The sequence below is a fragment of the Streptomyces sp. NBC_00045 genome, assembly GCF_045041095.1.
Lineage (GTDB): Bacteria > Actinomycetota > Actinomycetes > Streptomycetales > Streptomycetaceae > Streptomyces.
Genome location: NZ_CP108271.1, coordinates 7,371,259 through 7,393,996 on the forward strand (window position 1 = coordinate 7,371,259; position 22,738 = coordinate 7,393,996).

The 22,738-nt window shown below is 72.3% G+C and carries 24 protein-coding genes and 2 pseudogenes; 18 read left to right on the top strand and 8 right to left on the bottom strand.

From position 1 onward, the window contains the following. Window positions 1-2 precede the first annotated feature (2 nt). From OHA65_RS34020 to OHA65_RS34045, 6 genes are all read left to right on the top strand, one after another. The gene (locus OHA65_RS34020) at window positions 3-1,214 is read left to right on the top strand and encodes an acyl-CoA dehydrogenase family protein (RefSeq protein WP_405758246.1); all 1,212 of its coding nucleotides are present in this window, start codon (window positions 3-5) and stop codon (window positions 1,212-1,214) included. A 15-nt stretch (window positions 1,215-1,229) separates the two neighbouring features. Next, window positions 1,230-2,951, top strand: coding sequence for a tryptophan 2-C-methyltransferase (gene tsrT, locus OHA65_RS34025; protein WP_328764578.1), 1,722 nt, complete (start codon window positions 1,230-1,232; stop codon window positions 2,949-2,951). Window positions 2,952-3,102: 151 nt separating this feature from the next. Then, a complete protein-coding gene (locus OHA65_RS34030; protein WP_327279971.1) occupies window positions 3,103-3,870 on the top strand; it encodes a response regulator transcription factor in 768 nt (255 codons plus the stop codon). Between the two features lie 210 nt (window positions 3,871-4,080). Beyond that, on the top strand, window positions 4,081-4,446 hold the full coding sequence (locus OHA65_RS34035; protein ID WP_328764580.1) for a cupin domain-containing protein: 366 nt from the start codon (window positions 4,081-4,083) through the stop codon (window positions 4,444-4,446). Continuing rightward, a complete protein-coding gene (locus tag OHA65_RS34040) occupies window positions 4,443-4,766 on the top strand; it encodes a hypothetical protein (protein ID WP_327279973.1) in 324 nt (107 codons plus the stop codon). The genes OHA65_RS34035 and OHA65_RS34040 overlap by 4 nt, the downstream gene beginning before the upstream one ends. After that, window positions 4,763-6,139, top strand: a complete 1,377-nt coding sequence (locus OHA65_RS34045) for an FAD-binding oxidoreductase (protein WP_328764581.1) — start codon at window positions 4,763-4,765, stop codon at window positions 6,137-6,139. The genes OHA65_RS34040 and OHA65_RS34045 overlap by 4 nt, the downstream gene beginning before the upstream one ends. Before the next feature lie 108 nt (window positions 6,140-6,247). Here OHA65_RS34045 and OHA65_RS34050 read toward each other — a convergent pair whose 3' ends face one another. After that, window positions 6,248-7,087, bottom strand: coding sequence for an RNA polymerase sigma factor SigF (locus OHA65_RS34050; protein WP_327279975.1), 840 nt, complete (start codon window positions 7,085-7,087; stop codon window positions 6,248-6,250). Window positions 7,088-7,212: 125 nt separating this feature from the next. Further along, complete coding sequence (locus OHA65_RS34055) at window positions 7,213-8,394, bottom strand: AI-2E family transporter (protein ID WP_405763159.1); 1,182 nt, start codon at window positions 8,392-8,394, stop codon at window positions 7,213-7,215. Window positions 8,395-8,718: 324 nt separating this feature from the next. Between OHA65_RS34055 and OHA65_RS34060 the strand changes: the two genes are divergently transcribed. Together OHA65_RS34060 and OHA65_RS34065 are read left to right on the top strand one after the other, a co-directional pair. Then, on the top strand, window positions 8,719-9,819 hold the full coding sequence (locus OHA65_RS34060) for a glutamate--cysteine ligase (protein ID WP_327285885.1): 1,101 nt from the start codon (window positions 8,719-8,721) through the stop codon (window positions 9,817-9,819). A 134-nt stretch (window positions 9,820-9,953) separates the two neighbouring features. After that, window positions 9,954-10,706 (top strand): VOC family protein, encoded by a 753-nt coding sequence (locus OHA65_RS34065; protein ID WP_327285886.1) that lies wholly within the window; start codon window positions 9,954-9,956, stop codon window positions 10,704-10,706. A 9-nt stretch (window positions 10,707-10,715) separates the two neighbouring features. On the opposite strand, the gene OHA65_RS34070 is transcribed toward OHA65_RS34065, so the two are convergent. Beyond that, window positions 10,716-11,447, bottom strand: a complete 732-nt coding sequence (locus OHA65_RS34070; RefSeq protein WP_329315452.1) for a glucose 1-dehydrogenase — start codon at window positions 11,445-11,447, stop codon at window positions 10,716-10,718. Window positions 11,448-11,649: 202 nt separating this feature from the next. Here OHA65_RS34070 and OHA65_RS34075 point away from each other — a divergent pair. Further along, window positions 11,650-12,529 (top strand): annotated as a pseudogene (locus OHA65_RS34075) (tellurite resistance/C4-dicarboxylate transporter family protein). Between the two features lie 197 nt (window positions 12,530-12,726). On the opposite strand, the gene OHA65_RS34080 reads toward OHA65_RS34075, so the two are convergent. Together OHA65_RS34080 and OHA65_RS34085 are read right to left on the bottom strand one after the other, a co-directional pair. Next, window positions 12,727-13,449 carry a YoaK family protein gene (locus OHA65_RS34080; protein ID WP_327279978.1) on the bottom strand — a complete coding sequence of 241 codons (723 nt, stop codon included), beginning with the start codon at window positions 13,447-13,449 and terminating at the stop codon, window positions 12,727-12,729. Then, entirely contained in the window at window positions 13,446-14,192 is a 747-nt protein-coding gene (locus OHA65_RS34085) for a response regulator (RefSeq protein ID WP_405763161.1), read from the bottom strand. Before OHA65_RS34085 ends, OHA65_RS34080 begins: the two co-directional genes overlap by 4 nt. Before the next feature lie 91 nt (window positions 14,193-14,283). Here OHA65_RS34085 and OHA65_RS34090 point away from each other — a divergent pair, with 91 nt between their 5' ends. The 5 genes from OHA65_RS34090 (at window position 14,284) to OHA65_RS34110 (ending at window position 18,066) form a co-directional block, all read left to right on the top strand. Next, window positions 14,284-14,718 (top strand): VOC family protein, encoded by a 435-nt coding sequence (locus tag OHA65_RS34090; protein ID WP_327279980.1) that lies wholly within the window; start codon window positions 14,284-14,286, stop codon window positions 14,716-14,718. Window positions 14,719-14,739: 21 nt separating this feature from the next. Next, window positions 14,740-15,426 carry an epimerase gene (locus tag OHA65_RS34095; protein WP_328764585.1) on the top strand — a complete coding sequence of 229 codons (687 nt, stop codon included), beginning with the start codon at window positions 14,740-14,742 and terminating at the stop codon, window positions 15,424-15,426. A gap of 61 nt (window positions 15,427-15,487) precedes the next feature. Next, complete coding sequence (locus OHA65_RS34100; RefSeq protein ID WP_327279982.1) at window positions 15,488-16,702, top strand: RNA ligase; 1,215 nt, start codon at window positions 15,488-15,490, stop codon at window positions 16,700-16,702. Window positions 16,703-16,705: 3 nt separating this feature from the next. Beyond that, window positions 16,706-17,638, top strand: a complete 933-nt coding sequence (locus OHA65_RS34105) for an AAA family ATPase (RefSeq protein ID WP_327279983.1) — start codon at window positions 16,706-16,708, stop codon at window positions 17,636-17,638. Between the two features lie 35 nt (window positions 17,639-17,673). Beyond that, window positions 17,674-18,066 carry an NTP pyrophosphohydrolase gene (locus OHA65_RS34110; RefSeq protein WP_328764587.1) on the top strand — a complete coding sequence of 131 codons (393 nt, stop codon included), beginning with the start codon at window positions 17,674-17,676 and terminating at the stop codon, window positions 18,064-18,066. A 24-nt stretch (window positions 18,067-18,090) separates the two neighbouring features. Here OHA65_RS34110 and OHA65_RS34115 read toward each other — a convergent pair whose 3' ends face one another. Continuing rightward, window positions 18,091-18,678: a hypothetical protein gene (locus tag OHA65_RS34115; RefSeq protein ID WP_405758259.1), complete on the bottom strand. Its 588-nt coding sequence runs from the start codon at window positions 18,676-18,678 to the stop codon at window positions 18,091-18,093. A gap of 323 nt (window positions 18,679-19,001) precedes the next feature. On the opposite strand from OHA65_RS34115, the gene OHA65_RS34120 reads away from it, so the two are divergent. The 4 genes from OHA65_RS34120 (at window position 19,002) to OHA65_RS34135 (ending at window position 21,118) form a co-directional block, all read left to right on the top strand. Further along, a complete protein-coding gene (locus tag OHA65_RS34120; protein WP_328764589.1) occupies window positions 19,002-19,235 on the top strand; it encodes a DUF397 domain-containing protein in 234 nt (77 codons plus the stop codon). Window positions 19,236-19,248: 13 nt separating this feature from the next. Beyond that, window positions 19,249-20,118 (top strand): helix-turn-helix transcriptional regulator, encoded by an 870-nt coding sequence (locus OHA65_RS34125; RefSeq protein WP_328764590.1) that lies wholly within the window; start codon window positions 19,249-19,251, stop codon window positions 20,116-20,118. A 93-nt stretch (window positions 20,119-20,211) separates the two neighbouring features. Beyond that, window positions 20,212-20,586: a YbjQ family protein gene (locus OHA65_RS34130; protein ID WP_327279988.1), complete on the top strand. Its 375-nt coding sequence runs from the start codon at window positions 20,212-20,214 to the stop codon at window positions 20,584-20,586. A 202-nt stretch (window positions 20,587-20,788) separates the two neighbouring features. Beyond that, complete coding sequence (locus OHA65_RS34135) at window positions 20,789-21,118, top strand: hypothetical protein (protein WP_327279989.1); 330 nt, start codon at window positions 20,789-20,791, stop codon at window positions 21,116-21,118. A 7-nt stretch (window positions 21,119-21,125) separates the two neighbouring features. Here the strand turns inward: OHA65_RS34135 and OHA65_RS34140 are convergent. Together OHA65_RS34140 and OHA65_RS34145 are read right to left on the bottom strand one after the other, a co-directional pair. Continuing rightward, a pseudogene (locus OHA65_RS34140) lies at window positions 21,126-21,798 on the bottom strand (helix-turn-helix domain-containing protein). Further along, window positions 21,795-22,727: a DMT family transporter gene (locus OHA65_RS34145; RefSeq protein ID WP_327279990.1), complete on the bottom strand. Its 933-nt coding sequence runs from the start codon at window positions 22,725-22,727 to the stop codon at window positions 21,795-21,797. Before OHA65_RS34145 ends, OHA65_RS34140 begins: the two are co-directional and overlap by 4 nt. Window positions 22,728-22,738 lie beyond the last annotated feature (11 nt).

A 22,738-nucleotide genomic window follows, 5' to 3' on the forward strand; every position in this document is an offset into this window, starting at 1 on the left:
ACATGACCATGACCGGGACCCCGGGGGCCGCGGTGCCCGCCACCGCGGCGGAGCTCCTCGCCCGTGCGAAGGAACTGGCGCCGCTGCTGCGGGAGCGGTCGGCGGAGATCGAACGGGCGCGGAGGCTGCCGGCGGACGTGGTGGACATGCTGCGCGACGCCGGGGTGTTCCGGATGGCCTTCGGCCGGGAACTGGGTGGCCTGGCCCTGACCACGATGGAGCAGACCCGGGTCGTCGAGACGCTGGCGCACGGGGACGCCTCCGCGGCCTGGTGCGCGGTGATGGGCGCGAGCGGCGGCATCTTCAGCGCCTTCCTCGACGAGAGGGTGGCCAAGGAGGTCTTCCCGACCCCGGACACCATCATGGCCGGGCTGCTGCAGCCGACGGGTCACGCCGAGCGGGTACCGGGAGGTTTCCGGCTCTCCGGCCGCTGGGCGTTCGGCAGCGGGATCACCCATTGCGACTGGGTGACGTCGGGTGCGTTCGTCTACCAGGACGGCAAGCCGTACGCGAGCCTGGACGGCAGCAATCCGCACGAGTCCCGGCAGTTCCTGGTGCCCCGGGCCCAGGTGGAGGTCATCGACGACTGGCACACCATGGGGATGCGCGGCACCGGCAGTTGCGACTACACGATGGCCGACGTCTTCGTCCCCGAGGAGCACACGTACAGCTTCGGCAAGGTACGGGGCCGGCCCGGCCCGCTCGCCCAGCCGGACGCGTTCACGCGCAGCATGTGCGGCGTGGCGCTCGGGGTGGCCCGAGCTGCGCTGGACCACGCGCGGGAGATCGGCCGGACCCGGGTCGACCGGATGACCGGCGTGGCGTGGAAGGACCATTTCCGCACCCAGGTCACGCTAGCCGAATGCGAGGCGGACTTCCTCGCCACCCGTCACGGGGTGTACGGGAGCCAGCAGCGCCAGTGGGAGGTGCTGGCCGCCGGGGGCACCCTGGACGACCTCTCTCCCGAGGAGCGCGCCGCGTCGCCGATCGCCTGGGTGCACGCCTTCCGCACCTCGCGGTCGATCGTCAGCAGGCTCTTCGACCTGCTCCAGACCTGGTCGATCCACCAGTCCTCGCCGATGGAGCGCTGGATGCGCGACACCACCACCATGTGCCAGCACGCCACCGCACAGGACCGCATCCTCCAGTCGGCCGGCGCGTACCTGCTCGGCTCGAAGCCCGAATTCGGCATCTGCCTCGGCATCGTCAAGTAAGGGAGGAACCAACCGATGGGCAGAGGCCTTGTGTTATTGGTCAACCCCAACAAGGTGCACCCGCCGATAGCGCCCTACGCGCTCGACGTGCTCACCACCTCGCTGGAGGCCGCCGACTTCGAGGTCGAGGTGGTCGACCTCACGTTTCACCGGGAGGACTGGAAGTCGTACCTCTGCGAGTACCTCGGGGCGCGCAGCCCCCTGCTCGTGGGCGTCACCATCCGCAACACCGACACGGTCTACGCCTTCGAGCAGCGCCCCTTCATCGGAGAGCACAAGGAGATCATCACCGAGATCAGGCGGCTGACCGACGCGCCGATCGTCGGTGGCGGCATCGGCTTCTCCTCGATGCCCTTCGCGCTGGTCGACTACTTCGGCATCGACTTCGGTGTGAAGGGCCCCGGCGAGCAGATCATCTGCGACCTCGCCGACGCACTGGCCACCGGACGCGATACCGGCACCGTGTCAGGCCTCCTGCGCAACACCGAGGACGGGGTCACCCGCGTACCGCCGCCGGCGCTCGCCCTGACGCCCCGGCGCACCGCGCCCGCGCCGGTCGCCGGGCAGTTCGAGGACCGGGTGTGGCAGGTGGACCGGGCCGGGACCTACCTGCGGCGCTCCGGCTCGCCCCACAAGGTGGACAACCTGCTGTACTACCAGCGCGGCGGGCTGGCCGGCATCCTCACCAAGAACGGCTGCACCTACCGCTGTTCGCACTGCGTGGAGCCGGACGCCAAGGGCACCCGGTTCGGCCGGCGCGACGTCGCCGCCGTGGTCGACGAGATGCAGTCGCTCGCCGCGCAGGGAATCCTCGACCAGCACACCACCGACAGCGAGTTCAACCTGTCCATATCCCACGCGAAGGCGCTGCTGCGCGAGATCGTCCGGCGCAAACACGCCGACTCCGGCAACCCGCTGAACGAACTGCGACTGTGGGTGTACTGCCAGCCGTCGCCGTTCGACGAGGAGTTCGCCGGGCTGCTCGCGGCCGCCGGCTGCCGCGGGGTGAACGTCGGCTCCGACCACGTGCGCGCGGACATGCTGGACGGCTGGAAGGTCACCGGGAAGGGGACCACCTACTACTCCTTCGCCGACACCGAGAACCTGGTCCGGCTGTGCCACGCCAACGGCATCATGACCATGGTCGAGGCGCTGTTCGGCATGCCGGGCGAGACGCACCGGACGATGCGCGAATGCGTCGAGGCGTTCATGGCGCTGAACGCCACCGTGACCGGCTTCTCGCTGGGGCTTCGGCTCTTCCCCCACACCCCGCTCGGCATCGCGATCGCGGAACAGTGCGACGGGGTGCGGACGGTGCCCGGACTCCAGTCGAACACGGCCACCGAGCCGATCGTGTTGAAACCGCTGGCCAAGTGCTCGGGCCCGGTCGAGTACGAGCGCCAGTTCATGTTCGACGCGTCGGGCAACTTCCGCCTCGTCTGCTACTTTTCACCGGATCTTCTTGAGGACGCGGAAACGATCAAGGACCCCTCCGGACGGTGGAGCCGGTCCGTGGAACTGCTCTGGGAGCTCGTCGACCCCTCCGAGCACCACCGGGTCATGCTGCCGACGCTGGCAGGATCCAGTGAGCACGACAACAACTACGCGGACAATCCGTTTCTGACCAGTCTCAGCGGACTCGGGTACACCGGAGCATTCTGGGCGCATTGGCGGGACCGGGAAGCAATTCTCCGTCAAGCGCAAGAGGTAGGAGTGGCAGAGTCCGCCGAAAACTGACGTGGCCGGATGTGAATGTCGTTGGCTACATGATTATCGCGCCGTGCGGATATCCCCCTGACCGTTGCGGTAAGACTGCCCTCTGCACCATTCTGGTGTCGGCCGGTCGACCTGTGCCGCCGTAAAAGATCGACTCGGGGGGAAGGTATAAATGCATCAGACAGCAAACATCAAGGGGTTGCTCTGGCCGCTCTCGTCGCACGGTGAGGCTCAAAGGGAGTTCGCGGGCCGGCGGCCGGACGGCGATCTCGCGGTCGTCGCCAGACCGCGCGCCACCGTCACCGTCGTGCTCGCCGACGCGCAGCCCGCGATCCGCCACGGCGTCCGCTCCGTCCTGGAGCGGTCCGGCGGGGTGCGCGTCGTCGGCGAGGCCGCGACGGCGGACGAGGTGATCGCGGAAACCGCGCGCTGCCGGCCGGACGTCCTCGTGGTCGACCCGCTCATGGACGAACGCGCCGGAACGCGGGTGATATCCAAGGTGCTGGGATTATGGCCCGAGACGGGCATCCTGGTCTTCAGCGCGGTCGACGACGACCGGGTCGTCACCGCGGCGCTCCAGGCCGGTGCACGCGGCTATCTCTTCAAACGGGCCGACGCGGACCAGATCCTGCGCGGCATCCAGGCCGTCGCGGCCGGTGAGGGCATCGTCGACAAGTCGATCGCCAATCGGCTGGGGGCCCTGATGGGCCCGGCGCCGACCGGGCGGTACTACTACCCCTTCCCGCAGTTGACCAACCGGGAACGGGACGTCCTGGAGCGCATCGCCGCCGGCAAGTCGAATGCGGCCATCGCCCGAGAGCTCGTGCTCGCATCGAAGACCATCAGCAACCGCGTCTCCGCGATATTCGGAAAACTCGGCGTGGCCGACCGGGCCCAGGCCATCGTGCTCGCCCGGGACGCGGGTCTGGGGCACGGCTGATCCCACCGATATCTCCGTACGGCCTCCCGTGCGGCAGATTCCCCTTCGACAGGGGAACAATTCCCCTGTCGAAAGGGAGCCGAATGCGTCTAGCCTGATCGAAGTCGCCCCTCGCCGGAATGCCCGAATATCGGATGCCGGAATGCCGGAATGCCGGAATGCAGAGACGCCGATCGGAGCGGAACGTTGACCGACCAGGAACAGCCCGACGTGGACATACGCACAGCGGAGCCGGACCACCTGCTCCGGGAACACGGCCTGGACCTCAAGCTGCTGCATCCGTGGCCGGGGCTCGAAACGCCGTTCCGCGGCGCGTGGTGCGTCCTGCGCCCGGGCGACGTGACGGAGGCGCATGCCCACCACGAACGCGAGATGTTCATCGCCATGGCCGGCCGCGCCGAGGTGGTCTGCAACGGCCGGCGCTGGCAGCTCGCGGCGGGGGACATCGCGCTGATGAAGGGCGGGGTCGAGCACCACATCGTCAACGAGTGCGACGAGGACTTCTCCTACTACGCGATCTGGTGGGGCCGTGACATGGCGGCCGAGTTCCTCGCGGACCGGGGCGGGGCCTCGTGATCGACTACGACGGCCGCAGGTTCCGCAAACCGCAGGGCGACCTCCGTACCGTCGCCGTCTACCACCAGCAGGGCGACCTGGTCTGGGGAGAGGTGCTCGGCGGCGAGGTGCGGCGCGGCTGGACCGTCGGCACCTGCACGCCCGACGGCACCCTCTCCATGGGCTACACCCTCGTGTTCGCGACCGGCGAGGTGGTCTGCGGACACACCGTCAACACGCCCGAGGTCGCCGAGGACGGCCGCCTGCGGCTGCGGGAGGTCTGGGAGCGGTACGGCCCGCACGCCGCGACCGGGATCTCCTACATCGAGGAGGTGCGGTGAACGGCGCGTCCGGGGCGGACTGGCGGCGACTGGAGAAGACGGTGACGGGTCGCGTACTGCGGCCCGGCGACGCCGGCTTCCGCGCGGCCGGCTCCCCGTTCAACACCCGCTACGCGTCCACCACGCCGGCCGGCGTCGTGTCCGTGGCCGACCACGCCGACGTGGGGCACGCCCTCGGATGGGCCCGCGACACGGGAGTCGCACTCGTCGCCCGCAGCGGTGGCCACAGCTACGCGGGCTACTCCGTCAACACCGGCCTCGTCATCGACCTCGGCGCGCTGGACACCGTGTCCGCCGACGGTTCCACCGGGCTCGTCACGGCCGGCGGCGGGGCCCTGATGGCCGACGTCTACGCCGCGATCCAACCCCACGAGATGGCGTTCGCGCTGGGCAACGGCGCCTCGGTCGGCATCGCCGGCCTCACCCTCGGCGGCGGCTCGGCCGCCACCTCGCGCACGCTGGGACTCACCGCGGACGCCCTCGTACGGACCACCCTCATGACCGCCGACGGACAGGTGTTGACCTGCGACGCGCAGCAGAATCCGGACCTGTTCTGGGCCTGCCGCGGCGGCGGAGGGGGGAACTTCGGCATCAACTTGTCCTTCACCTTCCAGGCCACCGCGGTCCCGGACGTCTCCACCTGTCTGCTGCTGTGGGAAGCAGCGGCCGCCCCCGCGGCCTTCGCGGCGGTGCAGGAGGCCGCGCGGCACGCCCCCGACGCGTTCTCGGTCCGCCTCGGCGTCAGCGCGGCCGACGGACACGAGCCCGTGGTGTCGGCTGTCGGACTGCACCTCGGCCCCGCGAGCGAGCTGCGCGAGCTCCTCGCGCCGGTGCTCGCGGCGGCCCCGCCCGCGCGCCGGGACATCGCCGACCGCACCTTCTGGGAGGCCAAGGACTACCTCCTGCACGAGACGTCCGCCGGGGCGTTCGCCGTACGGACGAACTTCGCCGCCGAGCCGCTGCCCGAGGAGGGCGTGGCCGCCGTGCTGTCCCGGCTCGCCCGCCGGCCGGGCAGCGGCAACCCGGACGGCTGCGGCCTGGCCCTCTACACCTGGGGCGGAGCGATCAACCGGGTGGACCCGGCCGACACCGCGTTCGTCCACCGGGACGCACAGTTCCTGGTCAGCATGGACACCTCCTGGGCCGGGCACGACGGCCCCGCCACCGTGGAGGCGAACCTGCGCTGGCTGGCGGGACTGCGGGAAGCCCTCGCGCCGTACGTGGGGGAGGGCTCCTACCAGAACTTCATCGACCCGGATCTGCCGGACTGGCGCACCGCGTACTACGGCGCCAACTATCCGAGGCTCGTGGAGATCAAGAAGCGCGTGGACCCGGACGGCGTCTTCGCCTTCGGGCAGGCCATCGGATCGTAGGGGACCGGTGGGACCGGCCCCACGTCGGCGACGGGAGCCCCGAGCACCCCCGTCGCCGGCGGCCGCCGGTTCCGCGGAAGTCCCGGCCGAGCCGTCGCGCGGCCCCGGTCACGGCTGTGGTTGCGGATCCTCCAGCAGGCTCACCCGCAAGGCGCCCAGCGTCCGGTTGAGCAGCCGAGAGACGTGCATCTGCGAGAGTCCCAGCCGTTCCCCGATCTCCGACTGCGTCAGCCCGTCGCCGAAGCGCAGCGAGAGCAGGGTGCGCTCGCGCGCGGGCAACTCGGCCAGGAGCGGTTTGAGCGACTCCAGACACTCGATCGTGTCGTACGCCGCTTCCTCCTCGCCGAGTGAGGGCCGGTCGGCGTACGCGTTCCGGTCGCCGTCCTCCTGCGCCGGTGCGTCCAGGGAGCGTGCGGAGTACGCGTGTGCCGCCTTCTGCCCCTCCACGAGCTCCTCGGGCGTGACGTTCAGCCGCCCCGCCAGCTCGGTGTCCGTGGGCTCGCGGCCGAGGTCCTGCTCCAGCGCGTCGTGCGCCTTGGCGGCGTCGATCCTCAGCTCCTGGAGCCGACGGGGGACCTTGACGGCCCAGCTGGTGTCGCGGAAGAACCGCTTGATCTCGCCGACGATCGTCGGCATCGCGAAGGTGGTGAACTCCACCCCGCGCTCCGGGTCGAACCGGTTGATCGCCTTGATCAGGCCGATCGTGCCGACCTGGACGATGTCCTCCATCGGCTCGCTGCGGCCGCGGAACCGGCGGGCGGCGTACTTCACCAGGCTCAGATTGAGCTCGACGAGGGTGTTGCGCACGTAGGAGTACCCCGCGCTGCCCTCTTCGAGGGCCCGGAGCCGGTGGAAGAGCGCCCCCGACAGCGCCCGGGCTTCGCCGGTGCTCACACTCAGCGTGTCCTGCGGAATGCCTTCGGTGATGTGTGTATACGGCAACGGCATCTGGGTTCCTGCTCCTCCGACGGGTGGTCGCGCCGACCCAACACGGTGCGGCCGTCTCGTGAGCTGTCCACAGCGATATACCCCCTTCCGCACCACATAAAGCCGTCCGACGGTGAAAACGCAGCTCAGGGGCCTGCCTCCGGGGACCGCAGGGCCTGTCGGACCGCCCACACGACCGAGACCAGCGGCACCGCGACCACCGCGCCCAGCACGCCCGCGGCAATCGCACCCGCGACCACCGACAGGGCCACGACCATCGGGTGCAGCTGCACCGCCCAGCTCATCAGCATCGGGTGCAGCAGGTGCCCCTCGATCTGACCGATGATCACGATCAGGGCGACGACGAGAGCGGCGATCAGCGGTCCCTTGGCGGCCAGCGCGACGACGACGGCCACTGCGAGGGCGACCGGAGACCCGATCAGCGGGATGAAAGCGGCGAAGAACTCCAGCAGGGCGAGCGGCACCGCCAGCGGGACGCCCAGGGCGTACAGCGCGATGCCCACCAGGACGGCATTGGTCGCGGCGACGAGCACGATGCCCCGGGTGTACCCGGTGAACGTCCGCCACGCGGCCCGTCCGGCGATCGCGATGCGCTGCTGGGCGCCCTGCGGGAACTGGGAGCACAGCCATTGCCACTGCCGGTCACCCGAATAGATGAAGAACACCGAGCAGAACAGCGACAGCGCCACCACGGTCAGGGCCTGCACCAGCCGCCCGGCGCCGCTCACGGCCGTGCTGAGCAGGCTCGCGCGATGGCTGGAGAGGTACGAGCCGATCCGGTCCCGTACGTCGCCCAGGGCGTGCGGGCTCAGCCGCAGCGGCGGCCGCTCCAGCAACGGCTGGAGCCGGTCCAGCCCCACGCGGAACTCCGCCACCAGCGAGTTCCACTCCGCGGCCACCGTCTCCCCGACGAACGCGAGCGCACCCAGCGCGAGCACGATGCTGCCGACGAGCACGCACGCCACCGCGAGTGCGCGGGGCATCCACCGGGCCAGCAGACCCGCCACCGGACGCAGTAGCGCGGCCACCACGAGCCCGAGGAAGACGGCCACCCCGACCTCGTGGAACCGCCCCAGCACCATGAACACCGTGTACACGACCGCGCCGACCACCAGCAGCCGCCAGGAGTACTCCGCGGCCGTGCGCAGCAGCGGGGAAACGGAGGACACCCACGGCTTGTCGACGGGCTTGCCGCCCGGATGGCGGCCGCGGGCCCGGGCGCGGCGGGCGGCCACCCGGCCGGCCGGTGCCCCCGTACGCGCCCCGGCCGGGCGCGACCCCGGCCGGCCTGCGGATCGCCTGGTCATGTACCGCCTCTGCCGATGGCCCGATGGGTGCAATCCCCTGTGAACTGCCACGCTGGAGCGGAGACCCCACGCACCCGGAGTCAGATTCGCCCGAAGGAACGGTGAACGCCCCGCCCCAACGGCGGGACCGCCTCTGCTGCATGAGACGGCCCCGGCCGGGCAGGAGCAGGGCCCGCGGGACCGCGGACGGGACCGGCGCCGGTCGTGGCGGGGCCTTGAGAACCCGAGGAGGTGAACCTGGTGCGCATCGTCTTTCCGGCGGCGTCCGAGGGCACCCAGGAGACCGCGACGGCCGCGGCGATCGAGGCAGGAGTCCGGCGCGACATGATCACGGTCGGGGTTGAGGAAGAGTACGTCCTGCTGGATCCCGTCACCCATCTGCCCGTGTCCCGGGCGGAGGAAGTGCGGGCCGCGGCCGGCCTCGGGCCGTGGGTCGACGCAGGCGAAGTGCAGAACGAGCTGCTCCAGGCCCAGATCGAGGTCGCCACCCCGGTCTGTACGCAACTGGACGAGGTCGCCGGCCACCTCCTGCGGCTGCGGCACGCGGTCGGCTCCGCGGCCGAGGCGTACGGCTGCCGCCTCGGCACCTCCGCCACGGCCCCGCTGCGAGATGCGGAGCCGGTCCCGGTCACCCGCAAGCCGCGCTACCTCAAGATGCGCGAGGAGGCCTGCCGCCTCGTCGACGAACAGTTGATCAACGGCATGCACGTCCACGTGGCGGTGCCCGACCGGGAAACGGGCGTGGCGGCCCTGAACCGGCTGCGCGTCTGGCTGCCGACGCTGCTCGCCATGTCGGCGAACTCGCCGGTGTGGGAGGGGTGCGACACCGGATTCGCGAGCTGGCGCACGATCGTGTTCGGCCGCTGGCCCGTCAGCGGCCCGCCGCCGTACTTCCGTACGCTCGCCGACTACGAGGAGCGCATCGAGGCGCTCCTGGAGGCGGGGGTGATCGCCGACCGGGGCCAGATCTACTGGCAGGCCAGGCTGTCCGACCGCTACCCCACCTTGGAGGTGCGGTGCCTGGACGTGCAGCTGGACGCCGCAGACGCGGTGCTGCTCACCGGGATCGTCCGGGCGCTGGTCAGCACCGCGATCGCCGAGGAGAAGGCGGGGGTGGCACCCCCCGAGTGCTCGCCCGAGCTGCTCAACGCGGCCATGTGGCACGCGGCCCGGCACGGCCTGGAGAGCACCCTGGTCGACCCGCAGGGCCACCAGCGCAGCGCCGGCGACGTGCTGTGGCTGCTGATGCGGTACATCACGCCCGCACTGGAGGAGGCCGGGGACCAGCGCGAGGTGGGTTCCCTGCTGCACCGGCTCCTCCAGACGGGCACGCCCGCGGACCGGCAGCGCAAGGTCCTGGCGGACGGCGGCATGTCGGCCCTCGCCGATCTGATCACCGGACGGGGCGCAGCGGCAGGCCGCTGACCGGGCCGGCCCGCCGCCCGCCGAGGTGCGGTGCGAGGGACCGGACGCGACGATGGGGCGGGACGACGGACGGAGCGTGAGCGGTGGAGATTTCTACGAGGGAGGTGTTCGGCGCGCCGTGCTGGGTCAGCCTGATGGCCCGCGATCTCCAAGGGACCCAGCAGTTCTACGGCGCCGTCCTCGGCTGGAAGTTCCGGGCCGCCCGGCTGGGCGAGGGCTGGACCGTCGCCCAACTCGACGGCGTGCCCGTGGCAGGGATCGGTGCGCTCACCGCGGACCTTCCCGTCGCCGCCGCGTGGACCCCGTACTTCGCCGTCGATGACGCCGACGTGAGCGCGGACCGGATCCGCGAACGCAGCGGCACCGTCGCCGTCGGCCCGGTCTCCTTCCCCTCCGGCGGCCGTGGCGCACTGGTCGCCGACCGCGACGGTGCGGTCTTCGGCATCTGGGCGGGCGGGGTCTCGGGCGACTGGCGCGTGGGCCACGGCCCGGCGCCGGCCTGGCTGGAGCTGCGGACGCGGGACGCCTTCGAAGCGGCGATCTTCTACGGCGAGGTGCTGGAGTGGGCCACGGGCCGCCCGGGGTGCTGCGAGGTCTCCTACGAGGACGACCAGGTCGTCCTGCGGCAGGCGGGCGAGCCCGTCGCCCGCCTGAACGGCGGGATCACCGAGGTCGCGGCGCACGCACCGGAGACCAGGCCCCGCTGGCACGTGTACTTCCGCGTCCCGGAACTCGACGAGGCCATCGAGGCGGCCACCGCCGCCGGCGGCACCACGCTGTCGACGATCATGTCCAGCGTCACCGACCGCTGGGTCACCCTGCGCGACCCCGGCGGAGCGCTGTTCACCCTGACGGAGGCCCGCCCGGAGCCCGGGGCCCCGGGCTGACGCCGCGGGTCAGACCTGGGCGGCACCGCCGTCCACGAACAGTTCGATGCCCGTGATGTAACTGCTCTCCTCCGAGGCGAGGAACAGCGCCGCCGCGGCCACTTCCTCCGGACGACCGGTGCGTCCCATCGGCACCCCGGAGGTGACCTCCTCCAGGATGGCGGCGGGCGCCCGCGCCAGCGCGGGCGTGTCGATCGGGCCCGGACTCAGCGCGTTCACGCGGATGCCGCGCCCCGCGAGCTCCAGCGCCATGCTGCGCGCCATTGACCGTACGGCCGCCTTCGTGGCGCCGTACACGCCGAACCGGGTCGACCCGGCCGAGCCGGCCGTCGAGCCGACCAGGATCACCGAACCGCTCGCCCCGAACAGTGGCAGCGCCCGCTGCACGGTGAAGAACGTCGCGCGGAAGTTCAGGTCCGAAACGAAGTCGAAGTGCTCCTCGGTGAACTCGGCGACCCCGCCCGCCTTTCCGCCGCCCGCGTTGGTCACCAGGACATCGATCGCCCTGCCCTCGGCCCCGACCGAGGCGTACAGCCGGTCGAGGTCCGCCGCCCGGGTGACGTCACCGGGCACCCCGATCGCGTTGCCGCCCAACTCCTTCACCGCCGAGGCGAGTTCGGCCTCCCGGCGCCCGGTGACGAACACCCGCGCACCCTCCCGTACGAACCGGTGCGCCGTCGCCAGCCCGATGCCCGCCGAACCGCCCGTGATCACCGCGACCTTGCCGTCCAGCTGTCCCATGAGCGCCGAGGGTCGGGCAGGGACCCGGGGAAGTCAAGGCACGGGCACCGCCCGACCGGTGCCGGCGGCTGTGTGGGCCGGGTGGCCCACCGCGCTCGCGGGCGGCGGCCGAACGGTGTCCGCTGGCAGGGTGAAGCAGGTGTTCCCCCTGCCCGGCCGCCCCTTGTGGTCGGGACTCTCACCGGCCGCGGGCGCCGCCGTCATGGCCGCCGGCATCCTCTCCGTCGGCATGCACCTGATCGGGCGCGAAGTGCTGTCCCTGGCCGCGCTGGTCCTCGCCGCCGCACTGTGGCTCGTACTCGCCGCCGCCTTCGTCGAGCGGCTCGTGGCCGACCGGGGCCGCTTCCGGGCCGAGGCCGACACCCCGGCCGCCCTGACCGGCGTCGCCGCCACGACCGTCCTCGGCACCCGGCTCTCCCAGCTGGGCTGGCAGACCCTCGCCGCCGTCCTGCTCGCCCTGGCGACGGTGCTGTGGCCCTGGCTGCTGCTCGCCGTCATCCGGAACTGGAAACGGCGGATGCCCGGGGCCGTGTTCCTCGTCTGCGTGGCCACGGAGGGGCTCGCCGTCCTGGCGGCGACCCTGGCCGCCGCCCTCCACCACGACTGGCTCGCCCAAAGCGGCCCTGGGCGCCTTCTGCCTCGGCCTGCTGCTGTACGCGGTGGCCCTCGTCCACTTCGACTTCCGCGAGGTGGTGCGGGGCGCGGGCGACCACTGGGTGGCCGGCGGCGCGTTGGCCATCTCCGCCCTGGCCGCATCCAAGCTCACGGCATCACCCGTATGGACCGGTTCGGCGCACACCGCGCTGCGCTGGGCCACGCTCGTGACGCTCGTCCTGTCCCTCGGCTGGTACGCGCTGCTGCTCGCCGCCGAGCTGCGCCAGTGGCGGCCGCACTACGACATCCGACGCTGGGCCACCGTCTTCCCCCTCGGGATGACGGCGGTCGCCTGCCTTTCGGCGTCCGCCCCCACCGGAGTCGGATGGCTGAGCCCGCTGGGCGAGGTGCTCCTCTGGATCGCCGCCGGCGCCTGGCTGCTGACCTTCACGGTCCTCGCCACCCACCCGGGCCGCCGACAGCCCTAGGCCTGTCGTCAAAGTCCCGCCTGCCCTGCGGGGCCTTGTGCCGCACCTCGCTGCGTTGTCGGGGCGCCCGAGTACGTCCGGTACGCGGTCGCCCTCCGCCTTGCGATGCACGGCGCCCGGGGGCACCTCCCAGCGGTAGGCGGGGGAACGCCGCGGGTCTCCCCTTCGGGCGGTCGGCGTTCCTTCGCGGATACGCCCTAACCCGCCGCGGGGCCGCGGCGGCCGGGGGTGGTCAGCGCGGCCGCCAGGGCGATCCACACGAGCAGGGCCAGCGCCAGCGCCAGGGCCCAGCGGGATCCGTGGCGCAGCGTCAGCAGCCCGCCCGCCAGGGCCCCGCAGAACAGCACCGCCACCGACACCAGCCGTCGGACGGCGGTGCGGTCCCACGGCTCGGCGGCCAGGCCCGTCAGCGTCCGGGTGACGACGGTCGTGGTCAGGTCGGGCACGGCCAGCCGGAGCACGACGGCGTTCTGCAGGCCCATGCCCAGCGCGAGCAGCGCCACCACCGCCAGTGCCGTGGCCCCGCCCGCCGTCAGGGCGAGCGCCCCGCCCACCAGCACGGCCTGCGCCGCCACCAGCGGAGCGAACATCCGCTCCGGCTCCCCGCCGCGGCGCAGCCGCCCGGCGGCCAGGGCGCCGGCCAGGAAGGCGCCGACCGCCAGCAGCGAAGCCGCGGCCGACAGCGAGCGGTCCCCGGCGAGCGCGAAACCCAGGAAGACCACGTTGCCGGTCATGTTGGCGACGAAGACGTGGCCGAGCCCGAGGAAGCTCACCGCGTCGACCACCCCGCTCACGAACGTCAGCGCGATCAGCAGCGCCGGCAGCACCCCGTGCGGCCCGTGGCCGCCCTGCGCCTCCGGCGGGAAGAGCAGCGCGGCCAGCGGCCGCAGGACGCCGCGCCGCGCGGGGGCGCCCGTCACCGCGGCGGACCCTGCGCCCCGGAGCCCGCGGTACGGGCCAGCATCGCGAGCTCCAGCCGGTTCGCGGCGCCCGACTCGGCCAGCATCCGGCCGACCAGCGCCTTCACCGAGCCCTCCGCGCCGTGCAGCCGCTCCGCGATCTCCCGGTTCGACAGCCCCGCGGCGACCATGCCCAGCACCTCGGCCTCCCGCGGCGGCAGCACGTCCAGGCGCGCCCGCGCCTGGCGGCGCTCGGCGGAGGCCGGTGTGCGCAGCGCGTCCAGGACCTGCCGCAACACCTGCGGCGACAGCACGGCGTCCCCCTCCCGCACCGCCCGCAGGGCGGCCAGCAGCTCCTCACGGGGGGTGTCCTTGGCCAGGAAGGCGTCCGCGCCGAGGGCCAGGGCCTGCTCCACGTCCGGGGCGAGCCCGAAGCCCGTCGTGACGACGATGTGCGCGGCGGCAGCGGCTTCCGCCCCGGAATCCGCCCCCGCGCCCGCCCCCGCGTCCGACCCCCCGTCCGCCCCGGACCGCGGCGCGCGCAACGCAGCCGTCGCCTCCACCCCGTTCATCCGCGGCATCCGGACGTCCAGCAGCAGGATGTCCGGCAGGTGCGCCCGTACGGCCTCCACTGCCTCGTGTCCGTCGGCGGCTTCGGCCACCACGTGGAATTCCCCCGTCGACTCGACGGACGTCCGCAGAGCCCTGCGGACGACGGGCTCGTCATCGGCGATGACCACCCGCCCCACGTGGCCGAGTTCCATGCGCCAACCCCGTTCCGAAATGGGACATAGGCATGAACCGTACCCGCCGTGACATCGGCTCCGGCCGAACGACCCGGAGTAGGGTCGCCCCATGGCATACACGTTCCAGGTGACCGTCGACTCCGCCGACCCGCATCCGCTCGCCGACTGGTGGGCCGCCGCCCTCGGCTGGGAAGTGGAGCGGACCGAGGAGGAGTTCATCCGCAAGATGATCGCCGAAGGCCAGGCGGGCGAGGACGACACCACCACGCACCGGGGAGCCCTCGTCTGGAAGGCCGGCGCCGCCATCCGCCACCCCGAAGGCATCGAGCGCGCGCCGCGCGTGCTCTTCCAGCTCGTCCCCGAGCCGAAGACGGTCAAGAACCGCGTCCACCTGGACGTCCGCACCGGCGCCGACGACCCCCAGGACGTCGTCGAACGCTTGATCGCCAAGGGTGCCCGGCGCCTGCACGAGGGCAGCCAGGGCCCCTTCACCTGGACCACGCTCGCCGATCCGGAAGGCAACGAGCTCTGCATCTCGCACTAGAACCGGCCATAAGATGCGTACGTGAACGTCATCCTCTTCGGCGGAACCGGAATGATCGGCCGGGGTGTTCTGCGGGAGTGCCTGCGCGACGACTCCGTCACGGCCGTCCTGTCGATCGGCCGCACCCCGCTCGGGGTCTCCCACCCCAAGCTGCGCGAGCTCATCCAGGACGACCCGTCCGACCTCCGCGGCCCGGACCTGGACCTGGGCTCGTACGACGCCTGCTTCTTCTGCCTCGGCGTCTCCGCCGTCGGCATGAAGGAGCAGCAGTACCGGCGCATCACGCACGACCTCACCCTCGCCGCGGCCCGCCCGCTCGCCGCCGCCAATCCCCGGCTGACCTTCGCCTACGTCTCCGGGGAGGGAACGGACAGCACCGAGCAGGGCCGTTCCATGTGGGCCCGCGTCAAGGGGGAGACGGAGAACGACCTGCTCCGGCTACCGTTCCAGGCCTACATGTTCCGCCCCGGCCTCGTGCAGCCCGTCCGCGGCATGCCGTCCAAAACGTTCCTCTACCGCGCCGGATACCTGCTGACCGCACCGCTCTTCCCGCTGCTGCGCCGCTTCGCGCCGAACCTCGTCACCACCACCGAGGCCCTGGGCCGCGCGATGATCGCCGTCGCGACGCCCGAAGCCGGGGTCCGCACGCGGATCTTGCGCCCCCAGGACATCAACCGGCTCGCCCAGACCCCTTCGGACCAGCGATAATTCGGTACCGGGCCGCCCCTCCCGCAAGCGAGAATGAGCCATCTCGAACCGGGAGGAACCCATGGGCCAGAGCCAGGCCTACCCGACGCTGCACGACCTGCTCCCGCAGCAGGAGCTGGCGGCCGCCATCGACGCCGGGCACGTGACCCGCAAGTCACACCCCGAACTTCCGCTGTCCATCTACACGTACACGCGGACGGCGCAGTACGAGCACGTCTGGAACCGGGTGACGATGCGCTGCCGCGGACTCGTCGCCGACGACGCCACCGGCGCCGTCGTCGCGCTGCCCCTGCCGAAGTTCTTCAACGTCGGTGAGCACGAGGCCGGCCGGCCCTACGCACCGGCCCTGCCCGACGAGCCGTTCGAGGTGTACGACAAGGTCGACGGCAGCCTCGCGGTGGTCTTCCACTACGCGGGCAGCTGGCGCGTCGCGTCCAAGGGGTCCTTCATCAGCACCCAGGCCACCTGGGGCCAGCGCCACCTCGACGGTCGGGACACCTCGGCACTCGTGCCCGGCGTGACCTACCTCGCGGAGGTCCTGTATCCGCAGAACCGTATCGTCGTCGACTACGGCGACCGCCGAGACCTGGTGCTCCTCGCCGCGTTCGGCCTGGACGGCACCGAGGTGCCGCTCGCCCGGGCCGCGCTCCACTGGCAGGGCATCGGCTCCGTCGTCACGGTGTGGCCCGCGATGCCGCTCGCCGAGCTGATGGCCCTGGCCGACTCGAACACGCTGCCCGGCGGTGAGAGTGCGGCCGGCACCGACGCCGAGGGCTTCGTCCTGCGGTTCGCCTCCGGCGTCCGCGCGAAGGCCAAGCTGTCCGAGTACGTACGACTGCACCGGCTGGTCACGGGTGTCTCCGAGCGGGACATCTGGCGCAGCCACGGCATCGAACGGTTCGCCGGCCTGCCCGCCAAGGAACTGGCGCAGGGGCTGAACTGCACGGTCGCCGACATCGAGGCCTCGGCGGGCAAGCCGCTCGAAGAGCTGCTGGAGCAGGTGCCGGACGAGTTCGACACCTGGGTCCGCGAGGTGGTCGCACGTCTGGAGGACGCGGCGGCGCAGCGCGAGCGCGCCATCGACGAGGCCTACGCCGGACTCGCCCATCTGGCGGGCGACCGGGCCGCGTTCGCGCGCGCCGCGAAGGCCCTGCCCGACCGATGGATCCGTGCCGCGATGTTCCTGCGCCTGGACGGCCGGTCCACCGAGCTCGTCGTATGGCGGGACGTGCGGCCGGAAGCGTCTGACCCCTTCACGACCGATGAGGAGCACTGACCAGTGTCCGAAGAACCCGCACGCCCCGTCGTCCACGTCATGACGGGGTTGCCGGCCTCGGGGAAGACGACGGCCGCGCGCGCCCTGCAGGCCGAGGCCGCGGGCCGGATGCGCCGCGTCAACCTGGACGACCTGCGAGCCATGCTCGACCTGCCCGACCCGGAGCGCGGCCGCTCGTACCGGCACGAGCAGACCGTCCTGGCCGTCCAGGACGCGGCCGTCCGCGCGGCCGTCGACGACGGCTTCGACGTGGTCGTCGACAACACGCACCTGACCTCCCGCATCCCCAAGCGGCTCAAGGCGGCGGTCGCCGGACGCGCGACCTTCGTCGTGCACGATTTCACCGACGTTCCGGTGGAGGAGTGCCTGCGCCGCGACGCCGCACGGGAGCGGCCGGTCGGCGAAGAGATCATCCGGATATTGAACGACAAGCGGACGAACGCCAAGAAGGGCGGCTGGCGGCTCACCGCGGAGTGGCTGAACGACCAGCCCACGGTCGAGCCGTACGTGCCGGACCCGGCGCTGCCCTCGGCGGTGATGTGCGACATCGACGGCACGCTCGCGCTGACCGGCGACCGCAGCCCGTACGACTTCTCGCGCTGCGAGATCGACGCGCTGAACGAGCCGGTGCGGTACGCGCTGGACGCCTTCCGGCGCGCCGACGGCGACACGATCGTGCTGCTGTCCGGCCGCGGCGAGGAGCACCGGCCGCAGACGGAGGCGTGGTTGAGCCGGCACGGGGTCCCGTACGACGAGCTGTGGATGCGCCCGCTCGGCGACACGCGCCGCGACGACGTCGTAAAGGCGGAGCTGTTCGACGCGCACGTGCGCCACCGGTACGCGGTGCGAGTGTCGCTGGACGACCGGGACCGGGTGGTCGCGGTGTGGCGCCGGATGGGCCTGCCGACCTGGCAGGTCAACTACGGCGACTTCTAGGTCGTCTTCTAGGTCGTCCTGCCCATACTGGGGTCATGACCGTGTTGATCGTGGACGCCGCGAACGTCGTGGGCTCCGTACCGGACGGCTGGTGGCGGGACCGGCGGGGCGCGGCCGAGCGGCTGCGCGACCGCCTCGCGCGGCGGGACCCGCTCGGCGGCGGGGCGGCCGGGGCGGCCGGGGAGATCGAGGAGATCGTCCTGGTCGTCGAGGGCGCCGCCCGGGGCGTCGAGTCCGTGCCCGGAGTACGGGTGGACCCGGCGCCCGGGAGCGGTGACGACCGGATCGTGGAACTGGCCGCCTCCTACGCGGAGCGCGGCTGCATCGTGGTCACGGCGGACCGGGAACTGCGCGAGCGGGTCCGGGCGTACGGGGCGCAGTGCCTGGGGCCGCGTACCGTACGTCCGGCGGACCGGCCGGGGGAGTGACCGGCCGGTGCGGGGCCCGGAAGGTCAGTCGCACCACTTCACGTAGTCCAGGTTCTTCACGTAGCGGGCCGTGATCCAGGCCTGCTTCCCCTGCTTCCCCTCCTTGCCGTCCTTCCCGTCCTTGCCGTCCTTCCCGTCCCTACCGTCCTTGCCGTCCTTCGGGTCTTTCCCGTCATGCTCGTCCATGGCGTTGCGGTCCTCGTCGTACGAGGCCCCCAGCTCGTTCATGGGCTGCTGTCCGTCGGTCTCCGCGCCGTCGTGCTCCTTCTTGACGTGGAGGAGGTACCAGAGGTTGTTGCCGTCGACCCACTCGCCGCGCACCTTGCACACGATCGCGACCTTGTGGTCCGGCTTCACCAGCCCCACGGGCTCCGAGCGGGTGGTCGGCTTGCTGCGGATCCTCAGCGGGCCGCGCGAGACGACCTTGCCGACCGTGTACTTCTCGCCCTGGTAGGTGCTGGACTGGTCGTTCTCCGGTTCGAGGACGACGAGCTCCTGCGACGGCGTGTCGGCCTTCGGACCGTCGTCCGCGAAGGCGGCGCCCGCGCCGACCGAGCCGAGCACCAGGCTTCCGGCGGCGAGAGCGAGGATGGTCCTGGTGGGCTTCTGCATGTGCAGGCTCCTCTACGAAGACATCCGCCCGGCCGCGGTGTGCCGCGGGCCGGGGCGGCAGCCACTCGGCTGCCACGGTCGACTATGGCGAGGGCGCGTCGAACAGCCCTGGTGACTCACCGTCGTTTAGCCCGAAATGCCCAATCAGTACCCCTCGGATCCGGAGGCGGACCACGGCGGCATCGCGGGCACCGCACCGTCGAGGCACCCGTTCGAGGGACTCCCGTGGCCCGTACATCTGGCTAGCATTTCTGTCGGTGCTTGGCGTGCCGTCCCACCGGGGACCGCACGAACCTGCACGTCCGACGAGGAGGGGCCCGGTCATGCAGACGAAGAACGGCGTGGTGGCGAGCGAGATTCCCGGCGCGGTGTGGGTCAAGAGCGCTGCCAGCGTGGGCAACGGCAACTGCGTGGAGGTGGCCGCCCTGGCGGGTGGTGACGTGGCCGTGCGCAATTCGCGCTTCCCGGACGGGCCGGCGCTGGTGTTCACGGCCGCCGAGATCGGGGCGTTCCTCGACGGCGCCAAACATGCGGAGTTCGACCATCTGGCCGGATGACGGGGGAGTTCCCGTGTCCGCCCTCCCCGAGCTGCGGCTGCTGGGACAGGAACTGCGCAGGTGCCGCGAGGCCCGCGGCCTCACGCTGCGCCAGGTCGCGCCCGTCATCCGCGCCTCGGTGTCGAAGATGAGCCGCCTGGAGCGCGGCGAGAGCCCGCCGAAACCGCGCGACGTACGGGACCTCGCCCGGCACTACGCCGTCGACGCCGACGGGATGCGGGCGATCGAACGGCTCCTGGAACACGCCCAGGACTGCGAGTGGTACGAGCAGTTCAGCGATGTCACACCCGACTTCCTCAAGCGCCTGATCAAGCTGGAGGGCGACGCGGAGGACATCTGCGTCTACGAGAACCTCGTCGTCCCCGGCATCCTCCAGACCCGCGCCTACGCCCGCCACATGGTGCGGGCGGTCATGCCCGGCGCCGACCGCGTGGAGGTCGACCGGGTCGTCGAACTGCGCACCGAACGGCAGCTGCGGCTGCTGGACGGCCCGCTGCCCCGGGTGACCGCCCTGCTGGAGGAAGGCGTGCTGCACCGGCGCTGCGGGAACGCGGCAGTGATGGACGAGCAGCTGACCCACCTGCTGCGCGTCGGCGACAGCGGCAAGGTGAACATCCGCATCCTGCCGATGGTCCGCGCGTACGGGACCACACCGCCCTACCCGATCACCCACCTGGGGTTCCATGACGGGCAGCACACCGAGGTCGCGTACGTGGAGCACATCAACGGTGCGAACTACGTGACCAGGCCTCGGGCCCTCGACGACTACCGCAACGCCCTCGGCGACCTGCGCACCGCGGCGGCCCCCGAGGACGAGAGCGTCGACCTGATCCTCGGGGCGAGACGGCAGTTCACCGCCGTTGCCGGCACCGGCGCCGGGTAGGCGTGCCGCCGTCCGGCCGTCCTGATCCCCCGGGCGGCCGGATCGCGGCGTCCTCCGGATGCGCGGGTCCGGAGCCGCCGCCACAGTGGGTCCATGGGTATCGATGACTACAGCGGTGGCCCGGGGGCCCAACAGACCGGCGTGCTGGTCGTGACGACGAACGACGTTCCCGGCTACCGGGTCGAGCAGGTCATCGGTGAGGTCTTCGGCCTCACCGTCCGCTCCCGCCACCTCGGCAGCCAGATCGGCGCGGGCCTGAAGTCGATGATCGGCGGCGAGCTGAAGGGTCTGACCAAGACCCTGGTGGAGACCCGCAACCAGGCGATGGAGCGGCTCATCGAAGCGGCGAAGGCCCGCGGCGCGAACGCCGTCCTGATGATGCGGTTCGACGTGACCGACGCCGCCGACGTCGGGACCGAAGTGTGCGCGTACGGGACGGCCGTCGTGATCGCCCCCGCCTCCTCCTGAACCCCTCGCCCACCAGGTAAGTCCAGGACGGGGCTGCGCTTCGTCCATGGGCCTGCGTGTCGTGCGGTCGTCCGCGAAGGAAGAGCCGACTCCCGCAAGCCCGATGCGAACCCCCTCCGGACGACCGCAGCCGCGGTCCCGGTCGTGCCGACCTCGGGCCGGTCGACGGCGGCGAACTCCTCGTGCCGCAGGCGCAGATGAGATGAAGGCCGTCGACAGCCGGGAGACCTCCGGCGAAAGCGGCAGCGCGGCCAACGTGCTGGACGGCGACGCCGCGACCAACTGGCCCACCGAGCGGTACGCCGCCACCGCCGATGCGATCTGGACGCGCCGGGCGCTCCGCTGCCTGACCCGGCACCAGGTGTTCACCTCCTACGACGGGTCGAACGGGGGGACGTCCGCCGCCACCGGCACCTTCGCGAACGCCACCGTCCGGCAGGACGTCTCGTTCCCGCCAGGACCGCCCGCCACGTCAAGCTCAGGGCCACGAGGGAGATGGGCGGCACCCCCTGGACCTCGGCCGCGGAGCTGAACGGCGGCTACCTGCCCTGAGGTCGGGGCCGAGCCGTCGGCCGTGCCGCCGTCGGCTGGGGCGCCGACTGCTGTTGGCGGAACCGGACGGGCGCCGTGCCCACCCGACGGCTGAACAGCCCGCTGAAGTACGCCGGATCCTCGCAACCGACCCGCCGGGCCGCCCCGGCGACCGACAGGTCGGTCCGGGCCAGCAGCTCCTTCGCCCGGTCCAGCCTGATCCTGCGCCGTACGGCCCCGCGCAGCTCGGGCAGGGGCATCCCGAGCCGGGCCGCGTCACCGCGTCGCCGTGCGGGGACACCCCGGCGCGTGCGTGGCGCAGCGCGACGAGCAGTCCGTGCACGGCCGCGGCGGCCTCCACCTCCAGCAGCGGGCCGCCGCGCCGGGCCGCCGGGACGATCCCGTCGACGGCGTGCCGCACCCCCTCGGTCCCGCCCAGCGGCACGTAGCCGAGATCGGCGTACGCCTCCACGCTGCGGCCCCGAGAAGTCCACGAAGCGCTCCTCCCTACCGGCCTGCGGCCCGGGGCCGACCACCGCGACGTGGTGGTCCGGGGCCCGGGGCCCGAACCGGCAGCAGGCCCTCATGTACCCCGACGCCGAGGCAGACCAGGCCGAGCCGCCTGGCTGTGCGGGGGCGTCGGCATCTGCGGGTGTGATCCACCGGGCCCGGGGCCCTCAAGGGGACGCGGGCGTCCGTCCCTTCTGCGGCCGTGGCAGCGGCTGCGTCCGTACGGGCCGGGGAAGGGGCCGCGGCTCACGGAGCCCGGCGGCCAGTCCGGCGACCACCACGACCAGGCCCAGCCACACCGGCGGGTCTGGGACCCCGCCGCCGCAGAGCGCGCCGATGGCGGCGGCGGCGAGCGGCGCGACCCCGGTCAGCAGCCCGGCCCGGCCGGCGCCCACGGCGGCCACCGTGCGGTACCAGAGGAGGAAGGCCACCGCGGTCACCATGACGGCGAGGTACCCGGCAGCCGCCCACTGGGCCGGTCCGACGCCCAACAGATCGGACGGGTGCTCGGTGAGCAGCGTCAGCACCCCCAGCATCACGGCCCCCAGCCACACCGCGTGCACCGACACCCCCCACGGCCCGTGCCGCCGCAGCACCGGCACGGCCAGCAGGGTGAAGGCGGCCTCACAGGCCAGCGCGAGCGCGGCCCAGGCCACCCCGGCGGCGTCGGTGCGGCCCGTCCCCTCCACCAGTACGGCCCCGGCCACGACCACGGGAGCCGCCAGCAGGACCCGGCGACTGGGGCTGCGGCGCTCCAGCAGCGGCCCCATCACGCCGAGGAGGACCGGTACGGAGGCCACCGCGACGGCGATCACGGCCGGTTCGGCATGCGCGACACCGCGGACGACGGCCACGTTGAACAGGACGAGACCGGTCGCCGCGATCCCGGCCAGCCAGAGCCACTCGCGGCCGCGCGGACGCAGTACCGGCACCCGGGCGGCCCGGGCGAGCGCGAGCAGGAGCAGGGTTGCGGCCGCGTAGCGGACGGCCTGCGTGGCGAACAGCGGGGCGTGGACCAGGGACCGCGAGACGGTGACGCTGCTGCCGACCAGCACCATGCCGAGGGCGCCGGGGGCCAGGTCCCGGAGGGAAGTGTTCATACGCCCCAGGC